The following is a 26,979-nucleotide window of genomic DNA, read 5'->3' on the forward strand; positions in this document are numbered from 1 at the left end:
GACGTACAAGACGACTGTCCTCGCCCCGGAGCAGAGGAACTCGGGGGCGGCGAGGGGCCGTCGCCACAGCTCCGCCGCATGTGCGGAGGGGCGCTACGGGCAAGGGCCGATTCCCAGCCGACCGACGGCGGCCCGACGGCAGCAGTAACAGCCCCAGGGCCAGTGCAACCAGGCGGAGGATAGGGTTGATCACGTCGACGCTCCTTGTGCGCGTTGGCCATGCCCCCGGACCGGTCGCTCGGTCGCGGGGGTACTGCGTCACCACAGGGCGCTGTCCCAGGACTACGCTCCGCCGCCACACGATGACGCACGGTCTTGAGCCTGTCAACAGTCCTGGGACTGTGGTTGACTTGGGTCCAGGGAGAGGAGCGCATGCATGGCAGCCAAATGGCGGGAGCTGGCAGACAGCCTGGCCGAGCGCATCAGCAACGGCGAGTACGCCCCCGGCCAGCGGCTTCCGCACATCCGAGACTTGGTGGAAGCCGGTGAAGGATCGAAATCCACGGTGCATGCGGCCTACAAAGCACTGGAGGCCGCAGGGCTGGTCACCTCGTCCCGAGGTCACGGCACCGTCGTGAGACAGCAGGCGCCCTTGAAGCGGCTCGGTATCGCCCGGTACGACAAGGCGAAGTGGCGTGACGGGGACGAAGTCGCGTTCATCGCGGACCGCATCGCCTCGGGCCGGGCGCACCGGAGAGGCGACCAGACTCAGACCGTCAGTCTCGTGACCGCACCCACGGTCGTCGCATCGGCGTACGGTCTGCCGGAAGGCGCCGAAGTCTACGCCCGCGCCCGGTTGGTCAAAGAGGGTGACGACCCGACACATACTCTGACCAGCTACTACCTCCCCGCGCACGTCGAAGGTACGCGGATCGTCGACCCCACGCCCGGGCCGGCGGGAAGGGGCGGCGGCTTCCGGGTGCTCTTCGAGGCGGGGTACGAGATCGACCACATGCGAGAGGAACTGTTCGCCCGGGCGGCGAAGCCGGAGGAAGTCGCACAGCTCCGCTTGGCACCGGGCGAGTGGGTGGTCGAGCTCCACAGGACCGCGACCACGGCCGACGGCACCGTCGTGGAATTCGCCATAGGAGTCCACGCCGCCACGAGGTTTGCGTGGACGTACGACTTCGAGGTACCCGACACCGCTCGAAAGGAGCCCTCGTGATCTCCGCCCCGTCCTGGTCCGACGCCCGGCTGCTCTGGGACTTCCAGCGGATGGGGCACGAGCCGCGCCCCTGCTCCGTGGGCATCGGGCTCGGGAGTCACGATCTCGGGGTCGCCGATGTGGCGGTCGGGCTCTACCGGCGGGGGATGTTCCCGCTGATCGTCTTCACCGGGGCCACCAGCCGGACGACCCGGGAACGCATGCCCCGGGGGGAGGCGGAGCACTACCGGGAACGGGCACTGGAGTCGGGGGTGCCGGCGGACGCCGTCCTCGTCGAGCCGGGGGCGCGCAACACCGGGGAGAACGTCCGGTTCTCGCGGGCGTTGCTGGAGGAGCACGGTGTCGACGTGTCGTCGGTCCTGCTCGTCAGCAAGCCGTACGAGGAGCGCCGGGCGTACGCGACCGCCCGGAAGCTGTGGCCGGAGGTGGAGATCGTCAGCGCCTCCTCCCCCATGGATCTCGCTGAGTACGCGGACTCGATCGGGGACCCTCGGCTCGTCCTCGACATGCTCGTCGGGGCGCACCAGCGGCTGCTCGTCTATCCGGAACAGGGGTTCATGATCCGGCAGGAGATCCCCGACGCGGTCCAGGCGGCCTACGAGCGCCTCCGCGACCAGGGATTCACGGGCCGTCCGGTCGGCGCCTGACACGGGACGAGGCCCCGTCCCCCCGCCGTGAGCGGGGGGACGGGGCCTCGTCGCGTTCTTCCGGTGCGCTTACGAGTAGTAGCCGAACAGGTCGGCGATCACGTGCGCGCTGCCCGCGTTCGGGCGGAAGGCGATCTTGCCGTTGACGACCGGGACGGTGACCAGGTTGGCCACGGTCGCGCCCTTCGTCCAGTTGAGGTTGGACGCGTTGGGGAGCGGGGTTCCGTCCGGCCAGACCGTCAGGAAGCCGTTGCTCGTCGGGGCGGTCACGGTGACGTTGAGGACCACGGCCTTCGCCTTCGACAGCGTGTGGCCGTCGTTCAGGCTGAGGATGAGGTTCGCACCGCCGGGGACCGGGGTGTTGCGGGCCGTGCCGAGGGCGTAGCGGGTGTCCAGGAGACGGCTCGGGCCCGCGGTGTGGAAGGTGCCCCCGTCGGAGGTGGCCGTGTAGTAGCCGAAGACGTCCGCGATGAAGTGCACGGTGCCGAGGCCGGCGTTGTGCAGGTTCACCTTGCCGTCGGTGCCGATGGGCAGCACGACCATGTTCGGACGCGTCTGGCCCTTGAGCCAGTTGATGTTCGACGCGGTCGGCTGGGCGGTGCCGTTCGGGTACGCGATCAGGTGGCCGGTCGAGGCCGCCGCCGTGGCGGTGACGTTGAGGACCACCGCGGTCGCCCCCTCGGCGGGGACGCCGCCGGCGCCCGCGACCTTGAGGGAGACGGTGCCCTTGCCCGCGACGGGCGCGGTGCCCGGGCGGCCGGTGCCGTTGCGGGTGTCCAGGACACGCGACGGGCCCTTGGGCACGTAGGTGCTGCCGGCGGTGCCGGTGGAGAAGTAGCCGGAGACGTCGGCGACGAAGTGGGTCGTGCCGCCGCCCGCGTTGAAGAGGTCGACCGAGCCGTCCTTGCCGACCGGGACGGTCACCAGGTTCGGGACGATCTGGCCCTTCAGCCAGTTCATGTTGGACGAGGTCGGACGGGTGGTGCCGCTCGGATACGCGATCAGGTGACCGGTCGCGGAGGGCGAGACGGCCGTGACGTTCAGGACGACGGCGGTGACGCCGGCGGCCGGGACGCCGCCGTTGCCGGCGACCTTCAGCTTGACCGTGCCGTTGGCGGCGACCGGCGTGGTGCCGGGGCGGCCGATGGCGTACCGGGTGTCGAGGACCCGGCTCGGCGGAAGGGCGTCGAACGTGCCGGCCGGGGACTGCGGGACCGCCTGGCACAGGCCCTTGACGATCTCGCGGCCGTTCGGGGCCCCGAGGCCGGTGGCCAGGTCGTAGCCCGCGCCGGCCTTGTAGAGGCCGCTGTAGTTGCCGGACGCGGTCAGGTTGTTGTGACCGGTGGTCACGTCACGGAACGCGGTGGCCGGGAGCTTGTACAGCGCCTCGTGGACGTAGCCGACCGAGCCGTTGGCCTGGCAGGCGAGGTCCTGGTTGGCCTGCGCCATGAGCGCGGCCCAGACCGGGGCTGCGCCGCTGGTGCCGCCGATGATGTTCCAGTACTGCAGACCGTCGGCCTCGCGGCCGAAGGCGACCGGGTAGCCGGTGTTCGGGTCGCCGACGCCGGCGACGTCCGGGACCTGGCGGCAGGCGTTGCCGGCTCCGGCGACGCAGAGGTCGCCGTAGCCCGCGCCGGTCCGGCCGGTCTGGAAGCCGTCGGTGGGCACCTCGAAGAGGCGGGAGACACCGCCGCCGGAGCCGGTCCAGGTGGTCTGGCCGGTGATCGAGCCGCGCATGGTGGTGCCACCGACGCCGAGGACGTACGGCGAGGACGCCGGGTTGTCGGTGTACAGCGTGGAGGCGTTGGAGTCGGGCTCGCCGTAGTAGCAGCCGGTGGAGCCGCTGTCGCCGGAGGCGGCGACGATGGTCTGGCCCTGCGCGGCGGCCTGCTGGAAGATCAGCTCCTCGCGGTCGAGGACGGCCTGCGGGGTGTACAGCTCGCAGCTGCCCCAGCTGACCGAGACGACCTTGGCGCGGTTGTCGTTGACGATCCGCTGGAAGACGTCGGTGCCGTCCTCCCAGGTGTTCTCACCCTGGTAGACGAGGATCTTCGACTGCGGGGCGAGACCGATGATCGTCTCGACGTCCAGCGCGGTCTCCAGACCGGCACCGGTCTCGATGCCCGCGGGCTCGGAGGGGCCGCCGTTGACGCGGACGGAGCTGACCGGGACCTTCGTGCCGTGGCACGCCTGGTAGCTCGCGATGTCCCGCAGGTCGTAGTTCTCCAGCGAGTACACGGCGATCGTCGTGCCGTTCTGCACGTTCGGCTGGTCCGCCATGCCGTACTGCGCCGCCAGGGACCTGGCGCTCCAGTAGTCCTGCTTGTCGTAGGCCGCCGGGTAGCCGGGGCCGGCGGTGGCGTACAGGTCCCGGATGCCGGCGCACATGGTCGGCGTCGTCCCGGTCAGCCGCGGCTGACGGGCGCCCTGGCCGGCCTCGGCCGTCTGCTGCTTGCGGGGCTTGCCCTGGGCGCCGCCGGTGTGGCGCGGCTCGTACGTCGACAGCGTGTTGAGGCCCACGACCGCGCGGACGGCGGCCGCCGCCTCGCCGCCGAACTCGGGGGCGCGGGTGTTGGTCACGCCCGTCACGCCGTTCGCCAGGCGGTAGCCGTCGAACTCGGTCTTGAACGCCTCCGCCGCCTCGCCGACCGTCGCGGTCACCGGCAGCGTGAGGCCGTCGGCCTCCAGCTCGCCGACGGTGAGCCCCTTCGCCTCCAGCTCCGCGCGGACCTTCGCCACCGCGCGCGGGTCGGCGCCGAAGGCGGTCGCGAACTCGCCCGTACCGAGGTACTGGCGGTACAGCGGCGACTTCGGGTCGGAGACCCCGGCGACGAAACGATCCAGCGCGGCCTGGTCGCGCGGCTCCAGGACGACGCTCAGGTCGAGCGTCCGGTCCGCCGCCGGGTCCGCCTGGCGGACGGCGTCACGCGGGACCTTCGGCGCGGAGCCGACCCGCTGCGGGGCGGGCTCGTCCGTGCCGGCCGCGTACGACGCCGGCATCCCGGTCGCGGTGACGGCCAGGGCGACGACGGCTGCCGCGCCCCATCTGCATGCCTTCTCACGGGCGGTTCGGCCCATGCACACTCCCTCTCACGATCCCCGTCGTCGGGGCCGCGAGGGCGAGGTGAGACCGCGGAAGGGTGCGGCCGCGCGCACGGTGTGCGGGTGCGGCGAAGCGAGGTGAATGCGTTCGTGGGGTCCCGGGCACGGCCCGGGGCCCGATGCGTGAGCCCCCCCCCGGCGGTGTCACCGCCCTTGCGCGGCGGACGACGGCCAGATGTGAATCTTTATCAGGCGCCGAAACGTCTCCGCACAACGGGTTCCTGTATTTATCGGACCGTGACCTTCACATGTCCTTCACACGGGGGACATTGAGGGATCTTCAGGTCCTTCCCGGCGGGGGGCGCCGTCCGGGGCGGGTCACAGCGACGCGCGGACCGCCCGTACCAACGACTGGGCGCGCGGGTCGGCCGTCACCGTCTTGCGCATCCCGTTCGTCACGTACCCGAAGGCGACGCCCGACTCCGGGTCCGCGAAGCCCAGCGAGCCGCCGCGGCCGGGATGGCCGAAGGAGGTGGGGCCGAGCAGCGGGGAGGCCGGGCCGTGGAGCATGTGGCCGAGGCCGAACCGGGTGGAGACGACGAGGACGCGGTCGGGGCCGGTGGACTCCTCGGTCCGGGCGAGGGTCAGCGTGGCGGGCGCGAAGAGCCGGACGCCGCCGTCGACGGGGCCGAGCGTCGAGGCGTAGAACCGGGCCAGCGCGCGGGCGGTGGAGACACCGGCGGAGGCGGGCAGTTCGGCCGCGCGGTAGACCGGGTCGTTCTCGTCGGGCCGGGGCTCGATCGCGGCGAAGGCGCGCCGGGTCAGCGAGCCGGGGTCGCGGTACGCCTCGGTGACGGACCGCTTGGGGCGCAGCTTCAGGGCCCCGCCGCCGGGCGGCTCGACCTCCTCGACCGGGCCGATGCGGCCGACCCGGTGCGCCTCGTCGGACGGCAGCCCGATCCACAGGTCGAGGCCGAGCGGGCGGGCGATCTCCTCGGCGACCCAGCGGCCGATGGTGCGGCCGGTCACCCGGTGGACGAGGCCGCTGAGCAGCCAGCTGAAGGTGTGGGCGTGGTAGCCGTGGGCGGTGCCGGGCTGCCAGACGGGGGCCTGCGCGGCGATCGCGGCCGTGGCGGTCTCCAGGTCGACGGCCTCGGCGAGGGAGAGCGGCCGGTCCAGGACCGGCACTCCGGCCTGGTGCGCGAGGAGCTGCCGTACGCTCACCCGGTCCTTGCCCGCGGCCTTGAACTCCGGCCAGTACGTCCCCACCGGGGCGTCGAGGTCGAGCTGTCCGCGCTGGTGCAGCAGCAGGGGTACGGCGGCGGCGACGCCCTTGGTCGCCGAGCGGACCACCTGCGCGGTGTCCACGGCCCAGGGGGCCTCCCCCGCGACGTCCTTCGTACCGGCCCACAGGTCCACGACCTTCACACCGTCGCGGTAGACGGCGACGGCCGCGCCCCGCTCGCCGCGCTGTGCGAAGTTCCGCAGGAACGCGTCCCTGACCGGCTCGAATCCCGCCGCCACCGTGCCCCGGACGTCCACGTTCCACGCTCCCTCTCGCTCGCTGCTCCCGCACCGCTCCCGGTCCCGGTCCCGGTCCCGGTCCCCCATGGTGCAACGCGGGCCCTGAGTCCCGGATTCCGGGTGCCGGTTCCGGCCGTACGGGGGCTGCGGGCGTCCGCGTCAGGTGACGGACTGCGGGACGAAGCCGTACGGCAGCTCCAGGCGGTTGCGCTCCATCAGCTCCGCGTCGGCCAGGATCCTCGCGGTCGGGCCGTCCCCGGCGATCACCCCGTCGCTGAGGATCACCGACCTGGGGCACAGCTCCAGGGCGTACGGCAGGTCGTGCGTGACCATGAGGACGGTGACGTCCAGGGAGCGCAGGACGTCGGCGAGTTCGCGGCGCGAGGCGGGGTCCAGGTTGGAGGAGGGCTCGTCCAGGACGAGGATCTCCGGCTCCATCGCGAGGACGGTCGCCACCGCCACCCGGCGCCGCTGGCCGAAGGAGAGGTGGTGCGGGGGCCGGTCGGCGTACTCCGCCATGCCGACGCGCTCCAGGGCGCGGTGGACCACGGCCTCCAGCTCCGCGCCGCGCACTCCGGCCGCGGCCGGTCCGAACGCCACGTCCTCGCGGACGGTCGGCATGAACAGCTGGTCGTCGGGGTCCTGGAAGACGATGCCGACCCGTCGCCTGATCTCGGCGAGGTTCCGCTTCTCGACGGGGAGCCCGGCGACGGTGACCGTGCCCGCGCCGCCGGTGAGGATGCCGTTCAGGTGCAGGACGAGGGTGGTCTTCCCGGCGCCGTTGGGGCCGAGGAGGGCGACCCGCTCGCCGCGCCCGACGGTGAGGTCGACGCCGAAGAGGGCCTGGTGGCCGTCGGGGTAGGCGTACGCGAGGCCGCGTACGTCGAGGGAGGCGGGAGCGGTCACAGGGTCCATCCCAACAGGCAGATCAGCAGGGCGGCGGCGGGCAGGGAGGCGGCCTGGAACCACTGGGTCCGGGTCGCGGTCGCCTCGTCGATGACCGGCATGGAGCCGGCGTACCCCCGGCTGACCATCGCCAGGTGGACGCGCTCGCCGCGCTCGTACGAGCGGATGAAGAGCGCGCCCGCGGACTTGGCGAGGACGCCCCAGTGGCGGACGCCGCGCGCCTCGAAGCCGCGCGAGCGGCGGGCGATGGACATCCGGCGCATCTCGTCGGTGATCACGTCCCCGTACCGGATCATGAACGAGGCGATCTGGACGAGCAGCGGCGGCAGCCGGAGGCGCTGGAGTCCGAGGAGCAGCTCGCGCAGTTCGGTGGTGGAGGCCAGGAGTACGGAGGCGGCGACGCCGAGGGTGCCCTTGGCAAGGACGTTCCAGGCGCCCCAGAGGCCGGGGACGGAGAGCGGGATGCCGAGGACGTCGGTCCGCTCGCCGGGGACGACGAACGGCATCAGGAAGGCGAAGGCGACGAAGGGGACCTCGATCACCAGGCGCCGCAGCAGGAAGCCGGCCGGGACGCGGGCCCGTATGGCGACGGCGCCGAGCAGGGCGGCGTAGAGGGCGAAGGCCCAGACGGCCTCGCGGGGCGTGGAGACCACGACGACCACGAAGCCGAGGACGGCGGCGAGCTTGGTGTGCGGGGGGAGCGCATGGACCGGCGAGTCGCCCCGCCGGTACAGCTTGTGCGCGTGTCCGGCGCCCATCTCAGCCGCCGGGGGTGGTGGACGGGCGGGGGCGGGGGCGTGCGTTCGGGTGCGTGCTCGGGCGCGTGCTCGGGGTCAGGCCCGGGCGCACGCTGGAACGCGAGCTCGCGCTCGGGCGCGGGCAGGCCGGCCGCGCGCTCGACCGGGGCAGGGCCGGGCCCTGACGGGCCGGCCGCGCGCCCGTCCCTGTCACGGTCGCGTGCCCGCCGGACGCCCGTGCCGTGGCAGGAGCGGTCCGCGCCGTCCGAGCCGTACCCATCTCAGACCCGCGCCCCCGTGCCGGTCCCGGAGTCGGCTCCGGTCTCGGTCGCGGCGGCCCTGCGGCGGCGGACGACCCAGAACGCGCCGGTGCCGACGGCCAGGGTCGCGCCCACGCCGATGACGCCGGCCAGGCCGCCCGACAGGCGGGCGTTCTCGACGTCCCGGACGCCGTAGTCGGCGAGCGGGGAGTCGGCCGCGGCGTGTTCCTCGACCTGGGTGTCGATGCCCTTGTCGGCGGCGACCTTCTCCAGGCCGTCCGGGTCGGCGGAGGCGTAGAAGGAGACGAAGCCGGCCAGGACGAGGGCGGCGACCAGACCGCCGATCCAGACCTTCTTCGGGGAGCCGCCGGCGGCCGGCGCCGGGGCGGCGGCCGGGGCGGCGTCGACCAGCTCGCCGTCGACGCGCAGCTTCAGCGGGGCGGTCAGGCCCCGGGCGCCGTACACGAGGTCGGGGCGGACGGCGATGACCGCGCCGACGGTCAGCATCGTGATCGCGGCCTCGCCGATGCCGATGAGGGTGTGCACCCCGACCATCGCGGTGAGCACCTTGCCGATCGGGACGTCCGTGGTGCCGCCGATCGCGTAGACCAGGGTGAAGGCGGCGGCCGCGGCCGGTACGGAGACGAGGGCGGCCACGAAGGAGGCGGCGGTCACCGAGCGGCGGGTGCGCGGCAGGACGAGGACGAGGCCGCGGAAGAGCGCGTACGCCAGGACGACGGTGACCACGCCCATGACGGTGATGTTCACGCCGAGCGCGGTGAGGCCGCCGTCGGCGAAGAGGATGCCCTGCATCAGCAGGACCACGGCGATGCAGAGCACGCCCGTGTAGGGCCCGACGAGGATGGCGGCGAGCGCGCCGCCGAGCAGGTGTCCGCTGGTCCCGGCGGCGACCGGGAAGTTCAGCATCTGCACGGCGAAGATGAAGGCGGCGACCAGGCCGGCGAGCGGCGCCGTCCGCTCGTCGAGCTCGCGGCGGGCTCCGCGCAGGCTGACGGCAACGGCGCCCGCGGCGACGACTCCGGCGGCGACCGATACGGGGGCGTTGATGAATCCGTCAGGTACATGCACGTCCTCGATGATGACGCCACCTGCAAAGACCTCGCAAGAGCGGTGAGGTCACAGTAAGGGTCGGGGCCCACCATCCCCTTTATCGGAAAATATGGGACATTAGGGAAGTAACACCCTGAGTGTGAGGAGTCGCCCGATGCCCCCCGCCGCGGATGACCACGCAGTCGAAGATCACGCCAAAGGCAGGATCATCACCGACGCCCCACTCTCCCGACCCGTCCCCGTCGCCCTGCGCTTCGACCCGGACTCCGACCCCGCGACCGTGTGCTTCGCCTTCCCCGGCAACATCGAGTGGTCCTTCCCCCGGGCCCTGCTGGAGACCGGGATGCGCGCCCCGGCCCGCGGCGGCGACATCGGGGTGTGGCCCTGCGGCCGCGTCCAGACCATCGTCGAGTTCCACACGACGGACGGTGTCGCGGTCGTCCAGTTCGACGCCACCGTGCTGCTCCGCTTCCTCCGGCACACCTACGCCGTCACCGCGTCGAGCTCGACACGATGACGGCGTAGGTCCGCGTCGGCTCCCCGTCCCCACAGGTTCCGGCGCGATCCGGGCCGACCGCTCCGCTCAAGCGGGCGACCCGGGGTCCTTCGGGAGGCGGCCTCAGACCTTCACGAGCTCGCGCTCCGGGTCCTGGGGCGCGTCCTGGGACTTCGCGAGCCCCTCGCCCTCGACGTCCACGTTCGGCAGCGCCTTGTCCAGCCACTTCGGCAGCCACCACGCCTTGTGACCGAGCAGCGCGAGCACCGCCGGGACGATGGCCATGCGGACCACGAAGGCGTCGAAGAGGACGGCGACGGCGAGGCCGAAGCCGATCATCTTGATCATCTGGTCGGTCATGCCGATGAATCCGGAGAAGACCGCGATCATGATCACCGCGGCGGCGGTGACCACCCGGGCGCTGTGCCGGAAGCCGGTCACGATCGCCTCGCCGGGCCGCTCGCCGTGGACGTACGCCTCGCGCATCCGGGTGACGAGGAAGACTTCGTAGTCCATCGCGAGACCGAAGACGACACCCACCATGAAGATCGGCATCATCGACATGATCGGGCCGGTCTGCTCGACCCCGAAGAGCCCGCCGAGCCAGCCCCACTGGAAGACCGCGACGACCGCGCCGAGGGCCGCGACCACCGAGAGCAGGAAGCCGAGGGCCGCCTTCAGCGGCACCAGGATCGAGCGGAACACCACCATGAGGAGCAGGAAGGCGAGTCCGACGACCAGCGCCAGATAGGGCACGAGCGCGTCGTTCATCTTCTGCGAGAAGTCGATGTTCATCGCCGTGGCGCCGCTGACCAGGACGTTGTCACCGGTCGCGGAACGGATGTCGTGGACCAGTTCCTCGGTCGCGACCGAGGAGGGGCGGTCCTTCGGGATCACCGTGATCATCGCGGTGTCGCCGGCCTTGTTCGGCGTCGGCGGCGTGACGGCGACGACCCCGTCGAGGTCCTCGATCTTCTGCACGGTGGACTCGGCGACGGCCTTGTCACCGTCGACGACGACCATCAGCGGGCCGTTGAAGCCGGGGCCGAAGCCGTCCGACAGCAGGTCGTACGCCCTGCGCTCGGTGGCGGACACCGGCTTGGCGCCGTCGTCCGGCAGGCCCATCTCCAGGGAGGCGGCGGGCAGGGCGATCGCCCCGAGGCCGAGGACGCCGACGAGCAGGACCATGACCGGGCGGCGGAGGACGAACCGGGCCCAGCGGGTGCCCATGTTGGGCTTGCCGCCCTCGCCCTCGGTCTGCGCGCCCTGCCCCTTGCGCTGCTTGCGTCCCATGACCTTCTCGCCCGCGAAGCCGAGCAGCGCCGGGATCAGGGTGAGCGCGATCAGGACGGCGATCACGACCGTGCCGGCCGCGGCGAAGCCCATCTTCGTCAGCATCGGGATGTTGACGACGGCCAGGCCGACGAGGGCGATGACGACGGTCAGACCGGCGAAGACGACGGCCGAGCCGGCCGTACCGACCGCGCGGCCCGCGGCCTCCTCGCGCTCCCGGCCGTCGGCGAGCTCCGCGCGGTAGCGGGAGACGATGAAGAGGGCGTAGTCGATGCCGACCGCGAGGCCGATCATCATCGCGAGGGTCGAGGTGGTCGAGCCGAGGTCGAGGACGTTGGCGAGGGCCGTGATCGAGGAGACGCCGATGCCGACGCCGATGATCGCGGTCAGCAGCGGGAGTCCGGCGGCGACCAGCGAGCCGAAGGTGACGACGAGCACGAAGCCGGCGATGACCACACCGACGATCTCGCCCGCACCGGTCTCCGGCATGGTCTGCAGCGCGTCACCGCCGATCTCGACGGTCAGTCCCTGCCCCTGGGCGTCGTGCCCGGTCTTCTCCAGGGCGGCGCGGGTGGCGTCCGTCAGCTCCATGCCGCTGACCTTGTAGCTCACCGAGACGTAGGCGGTCGAGCCGTCCTTGGAGACCGCCTGGGCGGTGTACGGGTCGGTGACCGAGGCGACCTCGTCGGAGCCGGACTTCAGCTCGCCGACGACCTTCTGGACCTTGGCCTTGTTGGCCGGGTCGGTCATCTTCTGGCCGTCGGGGGCCTGGAAGACGACCCGGGCGGTGGCCCCGTCGGCGTTGCCGCCGGGGAAGCGCTGCTCCAGCAGGTCGAAGGCCTTCTGGGCCTCGGTGCCGGGTATGGAGAAGGAGCTGGAGGTCGCGGCGGGCGCGGTGGCGGCGCCGACTCCGGCGAGCGCGAGCAGCGCCACCCAGAGCAGGGCGACGAGCCGTCGGCGCCGGAAGGCGGAGCGACCCAGCTTGTAGAGGAACGTGGCCACGGGGGCGTACTCCCATTTTTGTTGGACGGGACAAGGGCATGGGGAGCCGGCCCGACGGCGTGAGCGGTGCGACGTCAGGAACTGGGGACTACGAGTCGTACGGGGCGTACGGTGTGCGGCCCGAACCGGGTGTACGGGTCCGCACGGGGTGTACGGGTCCGCACGGGGCGTGCGGGTCGTACGTCAGGCGCCGAGTGAGGGGAGCACGACGGCGTCGACGTAGGCGCTGAGGAAGGCGTGGTCGACCGGCTGATCCTCGATCAGCGGGCGGGCGATGAACGCCCCGATCAGCATGTGGGGGACGAGCTTCAGCGCCGGGTTGTCGGCGCTGACCTCGCCCCGGTCCACCGCTCGTCTCAGGACCTCCTCGAAGCCGCTCAACTCGGGATCGATGAGCAGTTCGCGGAGCGCCTGGAGCAGGTCGGGGTTGGTGTGGACGGCATGGGCCAGACTCCGGATCAGCGCGGAGTCCTTCTCCATCTGGCAGTCGTCGGTCCGCTCCAGCATCGCCCGGAAGTCGCCCCGCAACGAGCCGGTGTCGATCTCGTCGAGACCGGCCGGCTTGTTGTGGAGCATCGCCTTGACGACGAGCTCGGGCTTGCTCCCCCACTGGCGGTAGAGGGTGGCCTTGCTGGAGTGGGTGCGGGCGGCGACGGCGTCCATGGTGAGGGCGTCGTAGCCGACTCCGCGCAGGAGGTCGAGCACGGCCTCGTACAGCTCCGACTCACGTTCCGGGGTGAGTCTGCTGCGGGCCATGATCGGTCTCCATCCGAACGAAACGGTTTCGTACAGTAAGAAGGTACCCCGGGGCCCGGCGAAACGAAACCGTTTCGTACGTGTCGTGGCACACACCCGCCAGATCCGGCCCCGGCACGCACGGCGCTCCCCACCGACTCTCCCGAACCTCCCCGAAGGCCCCCAAGGTCCCCAAGGTCCCTCGAAAGATTCGGCTCCCCAAGTTGCCGCGCCCCCTCCCCGCGGAAAGCATTGGGGAGTGAGTGAAAGCGCCGCGTACCTCCGCTTCCCGCACCTCCACGACGATCTGCTGTGCTTCGCCGCCGAGGACGACCTCTGGGTCGCTCCCCTGGTGCCCGAGGGCCACCACCCGGGCCGCGCCTGGCGGATCACCGTCGACCGGACGAGAGTCGGCCACCCGCGCTTCTCGACCGACGGGCGCCACCTCGCGTACACGAGCTGGCGCAGCCTCGATCCGGAGATCCACCTCGCGCCGGTGGAGGGCGGCCCCTCCCGGCGCCTCAGCTACTGGGGATCGACCGACACCCGGGTCTGCGGCTGGTCGCCCCCCGACAAGGACGGCAAGTCCGACATCCTCGCCGTCTCCTCCCACGGCCAGCCCTTCTCGTACTTCTCCTGGGCCTACACCGTCCCCACGGACGGCTCCCCCGGCGGCCGCATGCCCTGGGGGCCGGTCTCCGACATCGAGGTCGCCGACATCGACGGCGAGCGCCGCACGCTCCTGCTCACCGGGAAGCCGCCGCACGAGCCGGCGTCCTGGAAGCGGTACCGCGGCGGGGCCATGGGCCGGCTCTGGTTGCACGGCCGGCAGCTGCTGCCCGACATCGGCGGCCACCTCGACTGCCCGATGTTCGTCGCCGGCCGGGTCGCGTTCCTCTCGGACCACGAGGGCATCGGCAATCTGTACTCCTGCCTGCCCGACGGCACCGATCTGCGCCGCCACACCGACCACGACGCCTTCTACGCCCGGCACGCCTCCAGCGACGGGCGGCGGGTGGTCTACCAGTGCGCGGGCGACCTGTGGATCGTCGACGAGCTGTCCGCCGACTCCGTCCCCCGCAAACTGGAGGTACGGCTCGGGGGGCCGCGCGCCGGACGGCGCCGCTACCAGGTCCCGGCCGCCCACCACGTCGACGCCCTCTCGGTCGACGAGACGGGCCGGGCCAGCGCGGTCTCGGTGCGCGGCAGCCTGTACTGGCTCACCCACCGCGACGGACCGGCCCGGACGATCACCGACACCCCGGGGGTACGGGTCCGGCTGCCGGAGATGCTGGGCAGCGGCGGCCAGGTCGCCTACGTCACCGACGCGGACGGCGAGGACGCGATCGAGATCGCCTCGCTGCCCCGGGCGAGCGGGGAACGCCCGCCCCGGCGGCTCGCCTCGGGCGTGCTCGGCCGGGTCGAGGAACTGGTCTCCGACCCCGACGGCGAACGCCTGGCCATCGCCTCCCACGACGGCCGGCTGCTCCTCATCGACACGACCGAGGAGCCGGGTGCCGAGCCGCCCGGGGCCGGCCTACTGGAAACCGAGGAGCCGGGACCCGAGGAGCCCGGGGCCGGCCTACGGGAAACCGAAACGCCGGAGGCCGGAGCGTCCGGACCGCCGGAAGCCGTCACACCCGCCGGCGCGGGGCCCGGCGGTCCCGCGCCCGACGCCGGGGAACCCCAGGGCACGGAGTCCGGCGGCGACGAGTCCCACGACCAGGAGCCCGAAGGCAGGGTCACCGAGCTGATCCGCTCGCTCAACGGCCCGGTGCGCGATCTCGCCTTCTCCCCCGACGGCGCCTGGCTGACCTGGTCCCACCCCGGCATCGGCCGCTCGCTGCGCCAGATCAAGATGGCCCGGATCGCCGGGCCGCCCGGGTCGCGGACGATCATCGACGTCACCAACGGCCGGTTCGAGGACGAGAACCCGGTCTTCACACGCGACGGCCGGTACCTCGCCTTCCTGTCCTGGCGCGGCTTCGACCCGGTGTACGACGTGCACACCGGCGACCTGTCGTTCCCGTTGGGCTGCCGCCCCTATCTCGTCCCGCTGTCCTCGGCGACCCCGTCCCCGTTCGCGCTGCTGCCCGACGGGCGCCCGGCGGCGGGCGGCCTCGACCCGGGCGAGAGCGAGACCGAGAGCGGCGAGGGCACCGCGATCGTGGAGGTGGAGGGGCTCCCCGACCGGGTGACGCCGTTCCCGGTCGCCGCCTCCAAGTACTCCGCGCTGCACCCGGTCAGCGGCGGCGGCCTCGTCTGGCTGCGCTGGCCCATCTCGGGCGCGCTCGGCGAGACGTTCGCCAACCCGGCCGACACCACCGGCCGGCCCACCCTGGAGTACTTCAACATCGCCAGGGCGCGTAAGAGCGAACTCGTCCAGCACCTCGACTGGTTCGCGGTCAGCGGGGACGGGTCCCGGCTGGTGGTGGTCGACGAGGGCGAGCTGCGGGCGGTCCCGTCGACCGAGACCGGGGACTCCGACTCGACCGTCTACATGGACCTGCGGCGGATCGTGCACGAGGTCGACCCGGAGGCGGAGTGGCGCCAGGCCTACGACGAGGCCGGCCGGATCATCCGCGCGTACTTCTGGGAGCCCGACATGGGCGGGGTGGACTGGGCGGCCGTCCTGGACCAGTACCGTCCGCTGATCGAACGGGTCGCCTCCCCGGACGAGTTCGCCGACCTGCTGCGCGAGGTCCTGGGCGAGCTGGGCACCTCGCACGCGTACGTCACCCCCGCCCGCCGCAACGAAGGACCGCCGCACTACCAGCGGCCGATGGGCCTGCTGGGCGCCAACCTCGTCGCCCGGGACGGGAGCTGGATGGTGAAGCGCATCCTGCCCGGCGACTCCTCCGACTCCAAGGCGCGCTCCCCGCTCGCGGGCACCGGCATCCGCCCCGGCGCGCTGCTGACGCAGGTGGACGGGCGCCCGGTGGACCCGGTGTGCGGCCCGTACCCGCTGCTCGCCGCCTCCGGCGGTACGACGGTGGAGCTGACGTTCCGGCCGCCGGAGGGCGAGGGCCGGGCGCGCCGGGTCGCGGTCGTGCCGCTGGTGGACGAGCGGCCGCTGCGCTACCAGGACTGGGTGGCCAAGCGGCGCGCGGTGGTGCACGAGGTCAGCGGCGGCAAGTGCGGCTATCTGCACATCCCCGACATGGGCGGCTCGGGGTGGGCGCAGTTCAACCGCGACCTGCGGATGGAGGTCTCCCGGCCGGCGCTGATCGTGGACGTACGCGGCAACGCCGGCGGTCACATCAGCGAGCTGGTCGTGGAGAAGCTCACCCGCAAGATCCTCGGCTGGGACCTGACGAGGAACGCCCAGCCCGTCTCGTACGCGTCCAACGCACCGCGCGGGCCGGTGGTCGCGCTCGCCGACGAGGCGACCTCCTCGGACGGGGACATGATCACGGCGGCGTTCAAGCTGCTCGGTCTCGGCCCGGTGGTGGGCCAGCGGACCTGGGGCGGGGTGGTCGGCATGACCGGCCGCCACCGGCTGGGCGACGGCACGCAGATCACGGTGCCGATGAACGCCGCCTGGTTCCCGGAGTACGGCTGGTCGGTGGAGAACCACGGCGTGGAACCGGACCTGGCGATCCTGCGCACCCCGCTGGACTGGGCGGAGGGCCGACACGCGCAGCTCGACGACGCGGTCGAGGTGGCCCTCGCGCTGCTCGCCGAGACGCCGGCGGCCACCCCGCCCGGCTACGCCGACGTGCCCGACCGCTCCCGGCCGAAGCTGCCGCCCAGGTCCAGTTCGTAGGCGGTCCCGGCCCGGCCGTCGATCGTCACGCTGCCGACGGCGCCGAAGCCGACGCGTCCGAGCACGGCCCTCGAACCGGCGTTGTCGAGGGTCGTGACGGCCGTCAGCCGCCGCAGCCCGTATCCGTCCACCGCCAGCCGGCACACCTCGCGCACGCCGGCCGTGGCGAGGCCGCGGCCGGTGGCGTTCTCGGCCACCCGGTACCCCAGTTCGGCGCTGTCGTCGGCCACGTCGACCAGGTTGAAGCGGCCGAGTATCTCCCCGCCGTCCCCGACGAGGACGTGGAAGTGGATGCCGCCGGTCTCCTGCTCGTCCAGCAGGGCCTGGTGCCGGGCCTCGAACTCCTCGAAGTAGGCGTCCCCGCGGTCGGGCACGGAGGCGGCGAAGTACCCCCGGTTCTCCCGCTCGAACGCGAGCAGGGCCGGGGCGTGTTCGGGTCGGAGTCGCTGCAGCTCGGGCATGATCGCCAAGGTACGCGGCATCGCTCCCCCGGTCACCCCCGTTCGCACGGCGCGGAACCGCCCCCGCGCGGCCCTGCCCCCGCCCGTGCGTACGACGCGCGAAAGGCGCACCCGGCGTCCCGGGTGCGCCTTCCGACAGACCGACGTCAGACGACGTCAGACGAGGTCAGACGACGTCGCGGTCCTGCTCGCGGCGGTCGCGGTCCACCTGCTGGGACCGGCGGATCTCCTCCTCGGAGCGGCCGCTCTTCGCACGCGACGCCCGCTCGGACGCCTCGTCCTTCGCGTTCGTCATCTTCTGCTTCGCCTGCTGGGTCGCCTGCTGCGCCCGGTCCTTGAACTGCTCTGCCTTGCCCATGAAGATTCACTCCAGGTGGGGTGTAAGGGGAGGGGGCTTGTCGCCCCCTGGGCCTCGACCAGCGTGACACGCCGGAACACTCCACGCATTTCGATCAATACCCTCCGCAACTACCCCTGGCGGGTGCCCTCCGTGCGCTCCTGCTCGTCGGCCGCCCCTCCCGCGCCCACCAGACCCTTGGAGACACCGGCCAGCCGGGGCTCGAAGCGCCGCATCTCGCGCTGTCCGACGGTGGCGATGAGCCCCGGGAGATAGCCGCGGACCGACTGCATCCCGCGCAGCCACCATTGGGCGTACACGTGCGGCGCACGGCGCTCGATGCCGGCCACGATCCGGTCGACGGCGGGGCCGAGCGGGTACGTGCGGTTGGACGGCCAGGGCAGCCGCTGCCGCAGCTCCTTCATCACGTCGTCCCGGTCCGCGCCCCGGACCATGTCGGTGTCGGTCCAGGAGAGGTAGCCGACGCCGACCCGCACGCCCTTGTAGCCGACCTCGGCCCGCAGGCTGTGCGCGAAGGCCTCGACGCCCGACTTGGAGGCGCAGTACGCCGTCATCATCGGCGCCGGGGTGATGGCCGCGAGCGAGGCGATCTGGAGGAAGTAGCCGCGGGACTCCATCAGGACGGGCAGGAACGCGCGGCCGGTCACCGCCCCGCCGATCAGGTTGACTTCGATGACCCGCCGCCAGGCGACCGGGTCGGAGTCCACGAAGGGACCGCCCGCCGCGACGCCCGCGTTGGCGACGACGATGTCGACCTTGCCGAAGCGCTCCTTCACCTCGGCCGCCACTCGGGCCATCACCTCGTGGTCGGTGACGTCCGCGTGCCACCAGTCGGCCTCGGTGTGCAGCCGGCCGGCGACCGCCTTCAGCTCCTCGGGTTCCAGGCCGACCAGCGCGATCCGCGCGCCGCGCGCGGAGAGCTTGCGGGCGAGGAGTTCGCCGACGCCCCGCGCCGCTCCGGTGACGACCGCGACCTGTCCTTCCAGACTCACCCTGCTCACACGTCCTCCTTCAGCCGGACTTCGTTGGCGTACGTGGTGACGAGGTCACGGATCCGCGCGGTGACGGCCTCCGGTGCCTCCACCGGCGTCATGTGTCCCACGCCGGCGAGTTCGACGACCCCGACGCACCGGGGCAGGGCCTGCGCCATGGCGCGCGAGTGCACGGGTGGGGTGAGCCGGTCGGCCGTGCCGTAGAGCACGGCGACGGGCAGGTCGAGGCCCCGTACCCCCTCGTCGAGGTCGAGCTCACCCAGTACGTGTGACCAGGCGACCCGGGCCTGCCGGGGGCAGGCGTGCACGATCCGGGCGCAGGCGTCGACCCGTGCGGGCGAGGAACCGGGGCCCATGGTGGCGTACTTGAGGATCTTCTTGGAGACGGGTGTGACCGGTCCGAGCGGCGCCTTCGCGCCGAGGATCGTCCGGGTGAGCCGGGTCCGCAGTCCGCCCGCCCGCAGCGGGAGGACGAGGGACTCGGCCGTCAGCCGGGCCGGTCCCGTGGAGCAGAGCAGGGCGGCGGCCGCGTGCTCCCGGAAGCCGGGCCTGCGGGCGGCGGCCATGAGGGTCATGCCGCCCATGGAGTGCCCCGCCAGGACGGCCTTCTCGCCGGGCGCGAGGGTGGCGGCGAGGACGGCTTCGAGGTCGTCGGCGAGGGCCTCGGTGGAGTAGCCGGAGCGGCCGACGACGGGCGTGCGGCCGTGGCCGCGCTGGTCGTAGGCGATGACCCGGTGGTCGGTGGAGAGCTCCCGTATCTGCTCGGCCCAGAAGGCGATGGAGCAGGTCCAGCCGTGGGCGAGGACCACGGCGGGGGCGCCCTCGGGCCCGTGGACCTCGATGTGGATCCGGGAGCCGTCGGCGGAGACGGCGGTCAGCTCCCGGGGGTGCGCGGGCCGGCTCATGTGACGATCTCCTTCGTCGCGTGGGTGGGCCGCGGGTCCGCCGCGGGGGCGGGGCGCAGGACCTCGTACTCGCCGAGGTCGACCCGGCGCGTCTCGCGCCGGAATTCGGCCGTGGTGCCGGGCCAGAGGGTGGTGTTGCGGCCGTTGGCGTCGAGGTACCAGCTGCTGCAGCCGCCCGCCTTCCACACGGTCCGCTCCATCCGCGCCTGCACCGTGCGGTTCCAGGCGCCGACGGCGGACGGCCGGGCGGCGAGGGCGGCGCGGCCGCCGAGGACGTCCAGCTGGCGGAGGTAGTCGGCCATGTAGTTCAGCTGGGACTCGATCATGAGGATCATGGAGGAGTTCCCGAGGCCGGTGTTGGGGCCGATGATCGTCATCCAGTTGGGGAAGCCGGCGGCGGTGGCGCCGCGCAGCGACTCCATGCCGTCCTTCCAGGACTCGGCGAGGGTGTTCCCCTCGGCGCCGACGACCCGTTCGGCGATCGGCATGTCCGTGACGTGGAAGCCCGTACCGAAGATGATCGCGTCGACCTCGGTCTCGGTGCCGTCGGCCGCCACGACGGTCGAGCCGCGGACCTCGCGGAGGCCGGAGGCGACGACGTCGACGTTGGGGCGGGTGAGGGCCGGGTAGTACTCGCTGGACAGCAGGATGCGCTTGCAGCCGATGCGGTACGACGGGGTGAGTTTGGCCCGCAGGGCCGGGTCCTTGACGGCGCGGGCCATGTTGGCCTTGGCGAGCGATTCGACGAGGCCGAGCTCGTTCGGGCGCTTGGTGAAGGCGCTGACCTGCAGCTCCCGGATGCCCCAGAGGAGGCCCCGGCGGGCGGTCGCGGTGGAGGGGAGCGCGCGGTGCAGCCAGCGTTCGGGGCCGGTGATGGCGCGGTCCATGCGGGGCATCACCCAGGGGGGCGTGCGCTGGAAGAGGGTCAGCCGGGCGACCTCAGGCTGGATGGCGGGCACGATCTGAATGGCGGAGGCGCCGGTCCCGATCATGGCGACGCGCTTGCCGGCGAGGTCGTAGTCGTGGTCCCAGCGGGCGGAGTGGAAGACCTTGCCGGGGAACTCGGCGAGCCCGGGGATCTCGGGGATCTTGGGGTCGGAGAGCGGTCCGGTGGCCGAGACGACGACATCGGCGGTGAAGGAGCCCCCGCTGGTCTCGATCTCCCAGCGCAGTTCGTCGGTGTCCCACCGCATGACCCGCACCTCGTGGTTCAGGCGCAGGTGCGGCCGGATCCCGAAGGTGTCGGCGACGTGCTCCAGATAGGCCCGGATGTGGCGCTGGCCGGAGAAGGTCCGCGGCCAGTCGGGGTTGGGCGCGAAGGAGAAGGAGTAGAGGTGTGAGGGGACGTCGCAGGCGCAGCCGGGGTAGCTGTTGTCCCGCCAGGTGCCGCCGACGGAGTCGGCCCGCTCCAGGACGACGAAGTCGGTGATTCCCTCGCGGCGCAGCCGGACGGCCGCTCCCAGGCCACCGAAACCCGATCCGATCACCGCCACTCGTACATGCTCGTGCTTCGCCATGCCGCCTCCCGTGCGCCCGGCCAAGATTCCGCCAGCAATCACTGGCACGGTTGGGAGCGTAGAGCAGCTCCTTACCGAGCGGTAGGGGTTGGGCAAGGGAAAGTTACCGGCGGTACGACATAGGCTGGCGGGCGTGGCAGAACGATCGGAGCGGACGACGGACCGGGGAGACGGCCGGGTGACGGACGGGGCGAGGGGCGTGCGCGAATACCGCATGGAGGAGCTGGCGGCCGCCGCCGGCATCACCGTGCGCACCCTGCGCTTCTACCGCGAGCGCGGCCTGATCCCGCCACCCCGCCGCGAGGGCCGGATCGCCTGGTACGACGACCACCACCTGGCCAAACTCCGTACGATCGCCGCCCTGCTGGAACGCGGCCACACCCTCAACGGCATCGCCGACCTCAACACCGCCTTCGAGAGCGGCAAGGACGTCAGCGAGGTCCTCGGCCTCGGCGAACCGTCCGAGGAGGAGCCCGTCCGCCTCACCCCGCAGGAGCTCGCCGACTACTTCGCCGGCGAGGTCACCCCCGAGAACCTGCTCGCCGCCCTCGACCTCGGCTATCTCGCCACCGACGGGGACGCGATCGTCCACATCAGCCGCCGCCTGCTGGACGTCTCGGCGGCCCTGGTGAAGGAGGGCGTCCCGCTGGCGGCGGTCCTGGAGGCGGGCCGGGCGGTGCGCGCGCACGCGGACGCGATGGCGGCCCTCTTCACGGAGCTGCTGCGGACCCACGCGGAGGAGAAGGACGTGGAGCGGCTGCGACCGCTGGCGAAGAGCGTGGTGGAGGCGGAGCTGTCGATGGCGCTCGACCGGCGGCTCAGGGACCGCTCCTGAAGGGGGGCGGCGGGCGCGAGGGGGCCGACTCAGGGACCACTCCTGAAGGCGGCGCCGGGCGCCCCGGGGGTCGGGCGCGAGGGGCGCGCACCCCCCGCGCGAGGGGCGCGCACCCCCGGCCCGTACCCCCGGCCCGCACCCCCGCCCCGGACGCGTCAGGACTGACGCGTCAGGGCTGGTAGACGGCGGTGACGGGCGCGTGGTCGCTCCACCGCTCGCCGTGGGCCGCGGCCCGCTCGACCCACGCCTTCACGGCCCGCCCGGCGAGGCCGGGGGTGGCGATCTGGTAGTCGATGCGCCAGCCGGCGTCGTTGTCGAAGGCGCGGCCGCGGTACGACCACCAGGAGTACGGCCCCTCCTGGTCGGGATGGAGGGCGCGGACCACGTCGACGTACCCCGCCTCGTCGAGGACGCGGGTCAGCCAGGCGCGCTCCTCGGGGAGGAAGCCGGCGTTCTTCCGGTTCGCCTTCCAGTTCTTGAGGTCGGCCTCGTGGTGGGCGATGTTCCAGTCGCCGCAGACGACGACCTCCCGCCCGTCGGCGGCGGCGCGCTCCCGCAGCTCCTTGAGGTAGGGCAGGAACGCGTCCATGAAACGGATCTTCTCGTCCTGCCGCTCGGTGCCCACCTCGCCCGAGGGCAGGTAGAGGCTGGCGACGGTGACGCCGGGCAGGTCGGCCTCCAGATAGCGGCCGCTGCCGTCGAACTCGCTCGACCCGAAACCGATCCGCACCTGGTCGGGCTCGCGCCGGGTGTAGAGGGAGACGCCCGCGCGCCCCTTGGCGGCGGCCGGGGCGTGCGCGGTGAACCAGCCCTCCGGGGCACGGACCTCGGCCGGGAGCTGGGACTCCTCGGCGCGCACCTCCTGGAGGCAGACCGCGTCGGCGGCGGTGCCGGCCAGCCACTCCACGAACCCCTTCTTGGCGGCGGCTCTGAGACCATTGACATTGACGGACGTCACAGTGAGCATCCCGGGAGAATACCGACGCCACGGGTCCGCATACATGTACGATACTCCGCATGGATATTCGCCCCACGCCGTATGACCACCCTGACGCGGTCAAGCTCAACGACGCCGTCCAGCTGGAATACGCCGTCCGCTACGGCGACGAGGGCGATGCCACCCCCCTGGACGCGGGCATGTTCGTCCCGCCCGCCGGCCTCTACCTCCTCGCGTACGACCCCCTGGACCGCCCCGTCGCCACCGGCGGCTGGCGGACGCAGGACGAGAACGAGGAGGGGTACTCCGACGGCGACGCCGAGCTGAAGCGGATGTACGTCGTCCCGGAGGCGCGCGGCCTCGGCCTCGCCCGGCGGGTCCTGGCCATTCTGGAGGCGGACGCGCGGGCGGCCGGCCGGACGCGGATGGTCCTGGAGACCGGCGACATGCAGCCGGAGGCCATCGCGCTCTACCGGTCGAGCGGCTACGAACCGTGCGCCAAGTTCGGCCACTACCGCGCATACGAGAGCAGCCGCTGCTTCGCCAAGCCGCTGATCTGATTTCCGACACTCCTGGCACCAGAACCGTGACACGGTCCTGACAAGTCACGTCCCTTCTGGCACGCTGCCTCACGCACGTCGATCCGCACCGTTCTCATCCCCCACCTGCCCCGGCAGAAGGAGACATGCGTGAGACGCCATCGCACAGCCGCAGCCGTCCTGTTGTCCGTCGGAACCCTGCTCACCGCCGCCCTGTCCGCGACGACGGCGCAGGCGGCCCCCGCGCCGGGCGCCGAGGCGCCGGCCGCCCGCTCGGTCGGCGCGGCGGAGCAGCAGCGGGCGACCGACTTCTGGACCCCCGCCCGCATGCGCGCGGCGACCCCCCTGGACCTGACGGCCGCCCCGGGCGCCCTCGCCCGGGTCGCCGGCGCGGCCACCCCGACGACGATCGCCCCCACCGCCGCGGCGGCCCCGGGCGCCCCGTCCGCCGCCGCCGTGTCACCGAGGGCCTTCCCGCAGGCGGGCGGCCCGTGGACGGGCGGCGGAGCGGTCGTGAAGACCTCGGGGCGGGTCTTCTTCACCCTCCAGGGCCGTACGGCCTCCTGCTCCGGCAACGCGGTCACCAGCCAGAACGCGAGCACGGTGATCACGGCGGGGCACTGCGTGAAGTACCAGGGCGCCTGGCACACCGACTGGGTCTTCGTCCCGGCGTACGACAACGGCAACGCGCCGTACGGCCGGTGGACGGCGACCAAGCTGCTGACCACCCCGCAGTGGGAGGCGAGCGAGGACATCAACTACGACGTGGGCGCGGCGGTCCTGGCCCCCCTGAACGGCCAGAAACTCACCGCGGTCACCGGCGCCCAGGGCATCCAGTTCAACGGCGGCTACAACAAGCCGATGTACGCCTTCGGCTTCCCGGCCGCGTCGCCCTACGACGGCACCAGGCTGATCCACTGCTCGGGGAACTCCTCGAAGGACTTCCTCTTCTCCCAGGACCACAGCCTCGGCTGCAACATGACCGGCGGCTCCAGCGGCGGCCCCTGGTTCACCGGCTTCAACGAGGCGACGGGCACGGGCCTCCAGGTCTCGGTGAACAGCTTCGGCTACACCTTCCTGCCCAACCGCATGTTCGGCCCGTACTTCGGCAACGACGCGAAGGCCCTGTACGACCGGGCCCAGACGTCCTGACCCCTCGTCACGACGCGCTCGGCGCAACGCACGGGATCCCATGGGTTGCACCGAGGGCGTCGGCCGGTACTCAGTCGACACCGCTGAGATAGACCCGGCTGCTGCGGTCGTCGACCCGTGCCACCGCGACCTTCAACCAGGCGAGCTCGCCCTCGCACGGCGCGCACACCTGCCCCTCGCGGACCCCCGCCAGCAGATCGGGCTCCGGCAACCCGAGATGCGCGAACGGCGTCGACGGGTTGGTGTTCCGGGCGAGCGGCCGCTCCCGCAGGCCGAGCGGTCGCTCCGGCTCCAACTGGGCGACGAACTCGTCCACCTCGTCCTCGGGAAGGACGAACGCCAGGATCAAGCCGTCGTCCTGCAGCCCCTCCCAGTGCGCCGCCTTCACCTCCGTCGCCCCCGCGGGCACGCGCACACGCAGCGTCCCGGCAACCGACTCCACGGTGGCCCCGGCCGCCCAGTGCGCCACTCCCCCCGACGAGCGATCCGCCACCGGACCGCCGTTCCCACCCACCCCCGAACACCCGACGACCAACGAGGCAAGCACGCCCACCCCGCCGACGACCGCCGGACGCCACCCGCTCCGCGGCTCCAGCCTCACCGGGCGTCTCCGTTCCGGCCGATGTCGGTACGCGTGCCGTCCCGTCCTGGTTCCTTCGGCTCGGGCCAGGCGCCACCCGTACTCATGTCGTGCTGCTGCACGGAACTGCTTCCCCTCATGTCGAACTCCCTGGCCTGCCCCGTCGTATGCATGCGGGCCATATCGGCGTCGGTCACCGTGGTCGGCCCGATGGGCGTGACCTTCCCGGGGTCCCAGTTGTACCGGTCCCACACATTGACCTGATAGTCGATGGTGACCTGCGGCTTGCCATCCGGCCCCGGCACCGCCGTCACGACCCCCGTGGTGTTCGTCATGGCGCTGCCCACGGCCAGATACCAGTTCGCTGTGCCGTCCGGACCCTTGTCGTGGGTGTATCCCTCACCCGCGGTCTCCACGGGGAGCGCGACGGGCTTGCCGCCCGACTGCGCGAAAGCGTCCAGTGCCTGGCGGCGCCACTCGTCCTCCTGCCTGCCGCGCGTCGCCGCCGACACGTCCCGAAGGACCGCGTCGCCCTCGTCGCTCAGCATCCTGTCGACATCGAGGTCGAGAGCCTTGCCGGCCCCGTTCAGGTAGTTCCCCACATGCAGGGCGGCATCCGGTTCCATTTCCCGCTCCGCCGGCCACCGGGTGCCGTCCGCTGTCGGACGCGGGGCGAGAATGGGCGGCATGACGACGACCGCAGCGGACTACGCCTGGTTCGAGGAAGACTTTCCGGACATCGCCGAGGCGTACTGCTTCACTCTGGTGCGGGATCTGACGCCCGCCGAGGTGACGTCCCGGCTCGAAGGACGGCCGGAGGCGCCCCTGCGAGGCATATCCGCGGTCGTCGACGCCGCCTTCGCCCAGTACGACCTGGAGAAGGGGGACCGGCAGCTGCTCGCCATGACGACCGCGGGTGACTGGACACTGCTGATCGAACCCAATGGCTACCTCGGGGTCACCGAGGAGCGAGCACTGCCGGCCTCCGCCGGGACGAGTTGGGTCTCCCACTTCGTCAACATCAACGGCGTCGGCACGTTCCTCCACGCGGAGAACCAGGTGCTGCGCCTGTGCTTCGACCCCATGTTCCCCGAGGACCGGTGGGGCAACGCGCCCGACGAACTCCTCGGTGCCATGGAACGAATCGGCTTCCATCTCGAAGAGGACGATCCGGAGACGGATCTGTCTTCACCCGCGGCGTTCGCCCTGGCCGAGCATCTGACGGACGTCGCCGTCACCCCGGCGCTGCTCCGGGACACGACGTTCACCTGCGCCACCGTACGCATTCGGTAGCGCACTGACGCCCTCCAGGCATCAGGCAAAGCCGAGCGGTGCCCTCGAAGTGGCGTAGGGGGACCGGAAGTCCCCGTGCGCGCACGGGTGATCCGCCCGGCCTACGCGGCCGGCGTGCACGGCCCATCGCCTCACTGGGAGGTCCCGACCACTCGATCGCGAAACTGCTGGAAAGCATGCCAGCCCGACGTCTGCCCCGAAGTGAGCACCGCTCCTTGAGCGCAGTCGAGCGCTTTGCACCGCAGGGCCTCGGCAAGCCGGAGGACAGGCGTCAGCACGTCGTCGCCGGAGCCCCGGATGTGGAGCATGACGGAATCCACCGGGTCTTCCGAGCCGATGTTGAACTCGACGGACCACGTGGGGCTGGACAGTTCGCCCCAGGCGGGATCCGAGAGGTCAACACCTGGGACGGCCCGGGTGACGGCCGCGAGGACGTCGAGTCGCGTCCCGAGCGGGTCCGGGGCGTAGTCGGCGGGGATGTCCTGCGCCGAGGTGACGCCGTCGGGCAGGCGAAGGAGGAGCACGTCCCAGCTCATGATGGCCTTCCGGAGAGAAGCTGCGCAGCGGTTACGGCGGGTCAGCTCAGGCTGTGCCCTGTGGGAATCACGGGGTTGCTCGGAACTGCTCCCTGTTCATGGCCGTGAGGATCCCATGACGTACTGACATCGACCTTCGGGGACGGAGACTGTCAGTGGTCGCGCCTACTGTGCTGACGTGGCGAACTCCTACACGACGTTGTGGACCAACGGCTTGTGCCGAGAGCTTG

Annotated in this window: 24 protein-coding genes; 8 read left to right on the forward strand and 16 right to left on the reverse strand. The window is 72.2% G+C overall.

Annotated elements, in window-relative coordinates; all coding sequences use genetic code 11:
- Positions 1-376: 376 nt before the first annotated feature.
- Entirely contained in the window at positions 377-1,165 is a 789-nt protein-coding gene (locus ACFZBD_RS30145; protein ID WP_391145711.1) for a UTRA domain-containing protein, read from the forward strand.
- Complete coding sequence (locus ACFZBD_RS30150) at positions 1,162-1,812, forward strand: ElyC/SanA/YdcF family protein (protein ID WP_391145713.1); 651 nt, start codon at positions 1,162-1,164, stop codon at positions 1,810-1,812. The genes ACFZBD_RS30145 and ACFZBD_RS30150 overlap by 4 nt, the downstream gene beginning before the upstream one ends.
- Before the next feature lie 69 nt (positions 1,813-1,881).
- On the opposite strand, the gene ACFZBD_RS30155 is transcribed toward ACFZBD_RS30150, so the two are convergent.
- The 5 genes from ACFZBD_RS30155 to ACFZBD_RS30175 form a co-directional block, all read right to left on the reverse strand.
- Positions 1,882-4,890 (reverse strand): protease pro-enzyme activation domain-containing protein, encoded by a 3,009-nt coding sequence (locus ACFZBD_RS30155; RefSeq protein WP_391145715.1) that lies wholly within the window; start codon positions 4,888-4,890, stop codon positions 1,882-1,884.
- Positions 4,891-5,232: 342 nt separating this feature from the next.
- Complete coding sequence (locus ACFZBD_RS30160) at positions 5,233-6,396, reverse strand: serine hydrolase (protein WP_391145717.1); 1,164 nt, start codon at positions 6,394-6,396, stop codon at positions 5,233-5,235.
- A 141-nt stretch (positions 6,397-6,537) separates the two neighbouring features.
- Positions 6,538-7,293: an ATP-binding cassette domain-containing protein gene (locus ACFZBD_RS30165; protein WP_391145720.1), complete on the reverse strand. Its 756-nt coding sequence runs from the start codon at positions 7,291-7,293 to the stop codon at positions 6,538-6,540.
- Positions 7,281-8,042 carry a cobalt ECF transporter T component CbiQ gene (cbiQ, locus tag ACFZBD_RS30170; protein ID WP_391145722.1) on the reverse strand — a complete coding sequence of 254 codons (762 nt, stop codon included), beginning with the start codon at positions 8,040-8,042 and terminating at the stop codon, positions 7,281-7,283. Before cbiQ ends, ACFZBD_RS30165 begins: the two co-directional genes overlap by 13 nt.
- Positions 8,043-8,302: 260 nt before the next feature.
- Entirely contained in the window at positions 8,303-9,370 is a 1,068-nt protein-coding gene (locus ACFZBD_RS30175; protein WP_391145724.1) for an energy-coupling factor ABC transporter permease, read from the reverse strand.
- Between the two features lie 136 nt (positions 9,371-9,506).
- Between ACFZBD_RS30175 and ACFZBD_RS30180 the strand changes: the two genes are divergently transcribed.
- Positions 9,507-9,869 carry an SsgA family sporulation/cell division regulator gene (locus ACFZBD_RS30180; protein WP_391145725.1) on the forward strand — a complete coding sequence of 121 codons (363 nt, stop codon included), beginning with the start codon at positions 9,507-9,509 and terminating at the stop codon, positions 9,867-9,869.
- Between the two features lie 102 nt (positions 9,870-9,971).
- On the opposite strand, the gene ACFZBD_RS30185 is transcribed toward ACFZBD_RS30180, so the two are convergent.
- Together ACFZBD_RS30185 and ACFZBD_RS30190 are read right to left on the reverse strand one after the other, a co-directional pair.
- Positions 9,972-12,143: an MMPL family transporter gene (locus tag ACFZBD_RS30185; protein WP_391145729.1), complete on the reverse strand. Its 2,172-nt coding sequence runs from the start codon at positions 12,141-12,143 to the stop codon at positions 9,972-9,974.
- Between the two features lie 183 nt (positions 12,144-12,326).
- Positions 12,327-12,899: a TetR/AcrR family transcriptional regulator C-terminal ligand-binding domain-containing protein gene (locus tag ACFZBD_RS30190; protein ID WP_391145732.1), complete on the reverse strand. Its 573-nt coding sequence runs from the start codon at positions 12,897-12,899 to the stop codon at positions 12,327-12,329.
- A 238-nt stretch (positions 12,900-13,137) separates the two neighbouring features.
- Between ACFZBD_RS30190 and ACFZBD_RS30195 the strand changes: the two genes are divergently transcribed.
- Complete coding sequence (locus ACFZBD_RS30195; RefSeq protein WP_391145734.1) at positions 13,138-16,644, forward strand: S41 family peptidase; 3,507 nt, start codon at positions 13,138-13,140, stop codon at positions 16,642-16,644.
- Here ACFZBD_RS30195 and ACFZBD_RS30200 read toward each other — a convergent pair.
- The 5 genes from ACFZBD_RS30200 to ACFZBD_RS30220 form a co-directional block, all read right to left on the reverse strand.
- Positions 16,587-17,105, reverse strand: coding sequence for a GNAT family N-acetyltransferase (locus ACFZBD_RS30200; RefSeq protein WP_391145737.1), 519 nt, complete (start codon positions 17,103-17,105; stop codon positions 16,587-16,589). The two genes, ACFZBD_RS30195 and ACFZBD_RS30200, sit on opposite strands and share 58 nt — an antisense overlap.
- Before the next feature lie 166 nt (positions 17,106-17,271).
- A complete protein-coding gene (locus ACFZBD_RS30205; protein ID WP_391145740.1) occupies positions 17,272-17,463 on the reverse strand; it encodes a hypothetical protein in 192 nt (63 codons plus the stop codon).
- 110 nt (positions 17,464-17,573) lie between these two features.
- Complete coding sequence (locus ACFZBD_RS30210; protein WP_391145743.1) at positions 17,574-18,464, reverse strand: short-chain dehydrogenase/reductase; 891 nt, start codon at positions 18,462-18,464, stop codon at positions 17,574-17,576.
- The gene (locus ACFZBD_RS30215; protein ID WP_391145745.1) at positions 18,461-19,360 is read right to left on the reverse strand and encodes an alpha/beta fold hydrolase; all 900 of its coding nucleotides are present in this window, start codon (positions 19,358-19,360) and stop codon (positions 18,461-18,463) included. The genes ACFZBD_RS30210 and ACFZBD_RS30215 overlap by 4 nt, the downstream gene beginning before the upstream one ends.
- Entirely contained in the window at positions 19,357-20,877 is a 1,521-nt protein-coding gene (locus ACFZBD_RS30220; protein ID WP_391145748.1) for an NAD(P)-binding domain-containing protein, read from the reverse strand. Before ACFZBD_RS30220 ends, ACFZBD_RS30215 begins: the two co-directional genes overlap by 4 nt.
- Positions 20,878-21,091: 214 nt before the next feature.
- Between ACFZBD_RS30220 and ACFZBD_RS30225 the strand changes: the two genes are divergently transcribed.
- A complete protein-coding gene (locus ACFZBD_RS30225; protein ID WP_391146134.1) occupies positions 21,092-21,712 on the forward strand; it encodes a MerR family transcriptional regulator in 621 nt (206 codons plus the stop codon).
- A 169-nt stretch (positions 21,713-21,881) separates the two neighbouring features.
- Here ACFZBD_RS30225 and ACFZBD_RS30230 read toward each other — a convergent pair whose 3' ends face one another.
- Positions 21,882-22,679 carry an exodeoxyribonuclease III gene (locus ACFZBD_RS30230; protein ID WP_391145751.1) on the reverse strand — a complete coding sequence of 266 codons (798 nt, stop codon included), beginning with the start codon at positions 22,677-22,679 and terminating at the stop codon, positions 21,882-21,884.
- A 50-nt stretch (positions 22,680-22,729) separates the two neighbouring features.
- Here ACFZBD_RS30230 and ACFZBD_RS30235 point away from each other — a divergent pair, with 50 nt between their 5' ends.
- Both ACFZBD_RS30235 and ACFZBD_RS30240 read left to right on the forward strand, forming a co-directional pair.
- Positions 22,730-23,209 (forward strand): GNAT family N-acetyltransferase, encoded by a 480-nt coding sequence (locus ACFZBD_RS30235; protein WP_391145753.1) that lies wholly within the window; start codon positions 22,730-22,732, stop codon positions 23,207-23,209.
- A 129-nt stretch (positions 23,210-23,338) separates the two neighbouring features.
- Positions 23,339-24,340: a trypsin-like serine peptidase gene (locus tag ACFZBD_RS30240; protein ID WP_391145756.1), complete on the forward strand. Its 1,002-nt coding sequence runs from the start codon at positions 23,339-23,341 to the stop codon at positions 24,338-24,340.
- 70 nt (positions 24,341-24,410) lie between these two features.
- On the opposite strand, the gene ACFZBD_RS30245 is transcribed toward ACFZBD_RS30240, so the two are convergent.
- Both ACFZBD_RS30245 and ACFZBD_RS30250 read right to left on the reverse strand, forming a co-directional pair.
- On the reverse strand, positions 24,411-24,755 hold the full coding sequence (locus ACFZBD_RS30245) for a hypothetical protein (protein ID WP_391145758.1): 345 nt from the start codon (positions 24,753-24,755) through the stop codon (positions 24,411-24,413).
- A 182-nt stretch (positions 24,756-24,937) separates the two neighbouring features.
- Positions 24,938-25,546, reverse strand: coding sequence for a hypothetical protein (locus ACFZBD_RS30250; protein WP_391145761.1), 609 nt, complete (start codon positions 25,544-25,546; stop codon positions 24,938-24,940).
- Positions 25,547-25,607: 61 nt separating this feature from the next.
- Between ACFZBD_RS30250 and ACFZBD_RS30255 the strand changes: the two genes are divergently transcribed.
- A complete protein-coding gene (locus ACFZBD_RS30255) occupies positions 25,608-26,213 on the forward strand; it encodes a DUF6461 domain-containing protein (protein WP_391145764.1) in 606 nt (201 codons plus the stop codon).
- A 131-nt stretch (positions 26,214-26,344) separates the two neighbouring features.
- Here the strand turns inward: ACFZBD_RS30255 and ACFZBD_RS30260 are convergent, their stop codons facing one another.
- The gene (locus ACFZBD_RS30260) at positions 26,345-26,749 is read right to left on the reverse strand and encodes a hypothetical protein (RefSeq protein WP_391145768.1); all 405 of its coding nucleotides are present in this window, start codon (positions 26,747-26,749) and stop codon (positions 26,345-26,347) included.
- Positions 26,750-26,979 lie beyond the last annotated feature (230 nt).

The sequence above is a fragment of the Streptomyces sp. NPDC008121 genome (assembly GCF_042957155.1).
GTDB lineage: Bacteria > Actinomycetota > Actinomycetes > Streptomycetales > Streptomycetaceae > Streptomyces.